At 64.3% G+C, this 5,515-nt stretch carries 5 protein-coding genes; 3 read left to right on the top strand and 2 right to left on the bottom strand.

The window, feature by feature from the left end:
- Positions 1 to 1,172 (top strand): amidase (locus ABI660_RS22875; protein ID WP_348072472.1); only part of this gene is annotated, 1,172 nt, incomplete at its 5' end.
- A 32-nt stretch (positions 1,173 to 1,204) separates the two neighbouring features.
- On the opposite strand, the gene ABI660_RS22870 is transcribed toward ABI660_RS22875, so the two are convergent.
- Positions 1,205 to 1,573: a DsrE family protein gene (locus ABI660_RS22870; RefSeq protein WP_348072470.1), complete on the bottom strand. Its 369-nt coding sequence runs from the start codon at positions 1,571 to 1,573 to the stop codon at positions 1,205 to 1,207.
- A 168-nt stretch (positions 1,574 to 1,741) separates the two neighbouring features.
- On the opposite strand from ABI660_RS22870, the gene ABI660_RS22865 reads away from it, so the two are divergent.
- Positions 1,742 to 2,710: an AraC family transcriptional regulator gene (locus ABI660_RS22865; protein ID WP_348072468.1), complete on the top strand. Its 969-nt coding sequence runs from the start codon at positions 1,742 to 1,744 to the stop codon at positions 2,708 to 2,710.
- A 220-nt stretch (positions 2,711 to 2,930) separates the two neighbouring features.
- On the opposite strand, the gene ABI660_RS22860 is transcribed toward ABI660_RS22865, so the two are convergent.
- A complete protein-coding gene (locus tag ABI660_RS22860) occupies positions 2,931 to 3,830 on the bottom strand; it encodes a LysR family transcriptional regulator (RefSeq protein ID WP_348072466.1) in 900 nt (299 codons plus the stop codon).
- A gap of 97 nt (positions 3,831 to 3,927) precedes the next feature.
- On the opposite strand from ABI660_RS22860, the gene ABI660_RS22855 reads away from it, so the two are divergent.
- Positions 3,928 to 5,515: thiamine pyrophosphate-dependent enzyme (locus tag ABI660_RS22855; RefSeq protein ID WP_348072464.1), on the top strand; the 1,588-nt coding region annotated here is incomplete at its 3' end.

The following is a 5,515-nucleotide window of genomic DNA, read 5'->3' as shown; positions in this document are numbered from 1 at the left end:
GCGCCATCGTCACCGCCAAGACCAACGTGCCCGACATGGGCGCCGGCGCCAACACGCGCAACCCGGTGTGGGGCGCCACCGGCAACCCTTTCAACCCCCTGCTGAATGCCGGCGGCTCTTCGGGCGGCTCAGCGGCAGCGCTGGCCGCCGACATGTTGCCGCTGTGCACGGGCTCGGACACCGGCGGCTCGCTGCGCATACCGGCTGCGCTGTGCGGCGTGGTGGGCCTGCGCCCCTCGCCTGGGCTGGTCGCCAATGACGCCCGGCCGCTGGGCTGGTCCGTCATCTCCGTGCTGGGGCCCATGGGCCGCAACGTGGCCGATACCGCGCTGATGTTTGCCTCCAGCGTGGGCCACGATGCGCGGGACCCGCTGTCTTACCCGGTTGAGGCCGCACAGCTGTGGCCGCTGAAGGACGTGGACCTCTCGACCCTGCGCGTGGGCACGACCGAAGACTTTGGCCTGTGCATTGTTGACCCTGAAATTCGCCGGGTGTTCCGCCAACGCGTCGAAGCCATCCGGCCGCTGGTGGCCAGTTGCGAGCCGGTGGACCTGCAGCTGGGCGACGCCGACCGCGCCTTCGACATCCTGCGCGCGGAAAGTTTTGTGGCCGCCTTTGCCGACACCATGAAGAACGAGCCCGAAACGCTGGGCCCGAATGTGCGCGCCAACATGGACATTGCCGCCGCCATCACTCTGGCCGACCGCGCCTGGGCGCACCTGGAGCAAACCCGCGTTTCACGCCGCTTCGCGAAAGCGTTTGAGCATTACGACCTGATCCTCGCGCCGACCACACCGGTCACGCCTTTCCCCTGGACAGAGCTCTACGCCGGCAACATCGACGGCCAGGCCATGCGCAACTACTACCACTGGCTGGGCCTGACTTACGTGGTCACGCTGGCCACCAATCCGGCGCTGTCGCTGCCCTGCGGCAGCGACGAACACGGCATGCCTTTTGGCCTGCAGGTCATTGGCCGCCTGCGCGGCGACGCGCAGCTGATGGCCGCAGCCCAGGCGTTGGAACAGGCGTTTGCATCCATGCCGGCATTGCGCCGGACCAAGCCGGCTGTGGATGCCCTGCGCACGGCACGGCCTGAGCTCAAGTCCATCGTGACGCACCCACCTGAAATCGGCGGGTCCGGAAAATCTTCGGAAGGCAAGACGGCGGTTTAGCAGCGCCTCCGCGAGACGACGTGCACCGTCGATCAAAAGCTGAGCGACGAGGCCCCTGCCATCAGCCGCTCATGCATCGCGCTTGCCCCCACAATCACCACACCCTCGATGAAGTCTTCCTGCGTGTAGCCGCGTGACTTGACGCAGGGTGGGCAGGCCCAGACCGTGCCGCCGCGCTGCACAAAATCATCCATAAGTTTCTTGAGCGGATCCAGCGGTGCAACCTGCGCCAGCTCGACGGCGCGTTTGCGCACCAGGTCCACTGCTGCGCTGGTCAGGAAGGCATAAACCTTGAAACCGGCGGTGATGCCGCCATTGGCAATCGTGAACGCGACTGATGACAACTCATGGTCGGCGCCTCGGGTCATAAGTACAACCAGTTCTTTCGATGGTTCGGACATGTTGCTCCTTGATAGTTAAAAGGTGTTTCCGCATTCCGGCCTGTTCCGGAGCCCCTGTATATTGCGTTGTCACACCGCCGCCGTCCTGCCCGGGCGTTCGGCAGTTTTGCCCGAAACCCCGCCGCAGACATGCGCAGCCAGGCGCAAGAGCCAGGAGCGAAGCCCACCATGGACGTGTTGTCCGACATACTGCGAGTCGTCCGGCTCAAGGGAGCGCTGTTTCTCAACGCGCAATTCCACGAACCGTGGTGCGTCGTCGCTCCCCACCAGGCCAATCCGGCCCCGGTGTTTGCTCCGCCGCACGACCACACGGTTGTCTGCCATCTGGTGGTTGGAGGGCGCTGCTGGGTCCAGCTGCCGGGCAGCGAGGCTCTGGCACTGGCGGCCGGTGACGTGCTCGTGCTGCCCCGTGGCGACGCGCACCTGATTGGCAGCGGCTTGAACCATGGGCCGGCCGATGCCCGCCATGCGGTCAGTCTGAAAATACCGGAGCTGGCCTTGACGCGTTATGGCGGCGAAGGCGCGCAGACCGCCATCGTCTGTGGGTGGTTTTCCTGGGAGCGCCAGATCGCCACGCCGCTGATGGCAACGCTGCCGCGGCAGTTCCGCAGCCACATCCGCCAGCGGCACTCCGGGCCCTGGCTTGAAAGTTCGATACGTTACGCGGCGGGTGAAGCAGCGTCGGGCCGGCCGGGCGCCGACGCCATGGCCGCGCGGCTGGCCGAACTGCTGTTCGTGGAGGCCTTGCGCACCCACATCGAATCCCTGCCCGAGCAGCAGCCCGGCTGGCTGGCCGGCCTGCGCGATCCCCAGGTGGGGCGCAGCATTGCACTGCTGCATGAGCGGCCTGCTCACCAGTGGACCGTGGCTTCCCTCGCACAGGAGGTCAACATGTCGCGAACGGTGCTAGCCGAACGCTTCGCCCTGCTGATGGACATGCCGCCCATGCAGTACCTGACCCATTGGCGCCTGGCGCTGGCAGCACATGCGCTGCGCAGCGGACGCCTCAGTCTGACGCGCATTGCCGAGCAGATCGGCTATGAATCGGATGCGGCCTTCAGCCGTGCTTTCAGCCGCGCCTACGGCATGCCGCCGGGCGCCTGGCGGCGCAAGGTGGACGAAGCGCCGCATGGCTGAAGCAAGGACCGGGCAGTCTAGCTATCAAATTAATAGCTTACTGCACCCGTCCGAAAAGGGCTGATGGCCTGTTTCACAGAGCTCATGCTCAAAACAGTGCTATCTCGTCCCTGCGCTGCCATCACTCGACACCAGCAGTCTTGTCGCTTCTGGAAAACCAGGGCTCTCCACCTCCATCGAGGTTTCACGTTGAACGAGCAACCCCCGGAGGGCTTGCCCGCTACTCCCTGAACAAGGCTTCAATCACTCCCCACAACCAGCGGTTCCCGGGGTCGGCTTCAAAGCGCTTGCTCCAGTGCAGCGAGACCGTGAAGTCGCGCAGGGGAAACGCGGGCTCGACGATGGCGTAGCCGCCGTCTGCAGCGAAAATTTTTGCGATATTGCGCGGCATCACCACTGCCAGGTCGGTGGCCTTGACGATGAACGGCAGCACCATGAAATGTTCGGTTGTCAGGCGCAGCCGTTCTTCAAGCTGCAGCATCTGCAGGATGCGCAAGGTGTCGGAGTGCGTGCGTACCGCCACAAATTCAAGCTGGCGCAGCGCGGCCAGCAGCGCCTGGCCGCTGCGCCGCCGCCCGGTAAAGGGGTGGCCTTCACGCAACAGCACGATGTAGCGGTCTTTCAGGAGCTGCACACGCTGCGTGTCTTTCACCGCGGGCAAAAAGCCGAAGGCAAAATCGATGCGCCCACTGTCCAGCGCAGGGGCGATGTCGGCGCTGGCCAGCGGCGAGGTTTCGATGCGCACGCCGGGTGCCAGCCTGCGCAGCGCCGCCATCAGCTCGGGCAGGAAGCGGGCCTCGCCGATGTCGCTCATGTGGATGCGGAACACCTTGCGCGAGAGCAGCGGCTCGAACAGCGCAGATTCATTGAGCGCCTGCTCCAGCGTGGCCAACGCGCTGCGCACGGCATCGGCCAGCCTGTCAGCTTTCGGTGTGGGCTGCACGCCGCCGCCGGCACGCACAAACAACGGGTCTTTGATCAACAGGCGCAAGCGCGTCAGCCCCTGGCTGGCGGCGGGCTGCGTCAGGTCCATCAATTCGGCCGCGCGACTCACATTGCGGGTGCGGTAGACCGCGTCGAACAGCCGAAGCAGGTTCAGGTCGATGTCTTTTATATGCATTGTATGAATACCAGATAGTTTTGTTATTTTATTGATGGATAGTCCCGCCAGCCCCAAACTCGCGGTTTCCCACGAAATAAAAAACCGGAGACATCCCTTGGAAGTTTCATTCAACAAGGAAATCGAGTCGCTGCGCATGGGTGCGGGCGAGACGTTTCACGGCGAGGGCATCCTCGCGATCACCAAGGCACTACTCCAGTCCGGCGTGGCTTACGTGGGCGGCTACCAGGGCGCACCGGTGTCGCACCTGCTCGACGTCATGGTGCAGGCCAAGCCTTACATGGACGAGCTCGGCGTGCATGTCGAGGCCTGCGCCAACGAGGCGTCGGCAGCGGCCATGCTGGGTGCCTCCATCCATTACCCGCTGCGCGGTGCGGTGACCTGGAAATCGATAGTGGGCACCAACGTCGCGGCTGACGCACTGTCCAACCTCTCTTCGCCCGGCGTGACCGGCGGTGCGCTGATTGTGGTGGGCGAAGACTACGGCGAAGGCGCCAGCGTGATTCAGGAGCGCACGCATGCTTACGCGCTCAAATCCACCATGTGCCTGCTGGACCCGCGGCCCGACCTCGGCAAGATGGTCGAGATGGTCGAGCACGGCTTTCGCCTATCGGAAGCGACGAACATGCCGGCCATCCTGGAGTTGCGCATACGCGCCTGCCACGTGCGCGGCAGCTTTGAATGCCGAGACAACCGGCCGCCAGCGATTTCCAAGCGACAGCTGATGGAAGAACCCGCCGCCTTCGACTACGCCAAGCTCGCGCATCCGCCGGTGACCTTCCGGCATGAAAAGCTCAAGTTCGAAGAACGCATTCCGGCGGCGCGGCGCTACATCGTCGAACAGCAACTGAATGAGCTGATGGACGGGCCACGCCAGGACTTCGGCATCATTGTGCAGGGCGGCATCTATAACTCGCTGATACGCGCGCTGCAGCAGTTCGGCCTGTGTGATGCGTTTGGCCAGAGTGAGATTCCCATCCTCGTGCTGAACGTGACCTACCCGTTGGTGCCGGAACAGGTGGCCGAATTCGCGCTGGGCAAACGCGCGGTGCTGGTGGTCGAGGAAGGCCAGCCCGAATACATCGAGCAGGAGATCGCCACCTTTTTGCGCCGGCGCGACATCAACACGCCGCTGCATGGCAAAGACATGCTGCCTTCGGGTGGCGAGTATTCGGTGGAGGTGGTGGCGCAGGGGCTGGTGCACTTCGTCCAGAAGTATTTACTCGCTGCCTCCCCGGAATTACTGGAAGGAGCCAAGACCTGGCTGCAGGGCAATGCGGAGCGCCGCAACGCCGTGGGCCAACAGATCGAAGCGCAACTGAACCAGGCGCTGCCAGTGCGCCCGCCGGGCTTTTGTATTGGCTGTCCGGAACGGCCTGTGTTTTCCGCGCTCAAGCTGGCACAGCAGGACGTGGGGCCGGTGCACATTGCGGCCGACATCGGCTGCCACGCCTTCGGCACCTTTGCGCCCTTCTCCTTCGGCCATTCCATTCTTGGCTACGGCATGAGCCTGGCCAGCCGCGCCGGTGTCTCGCCGATGATGGCGCGGCGCACGTTGTCCATCATGGGCGACGGCGGCTTCTGGCACAACGGCCTGCTGACCGGCGTGCAGTCCGCGTTGTTCAACGGTGACGATGCGGTGCTGCTGATCTTCAAGAACGGCTACACCTCGGCCACCGGCACGC

It is taken from the genome of Polaromonas sp. (genome assembly GCF_039930745.1).
Classification (GTDB): Bacteria; Pseudomonadota; Gammaproteobacteria; order Burkholderiales; family Burkholderiaceae_C; genus Polaromonas.
This window is presented reverse-complemented; position numbering and strand designations above follow the sequence as displayed.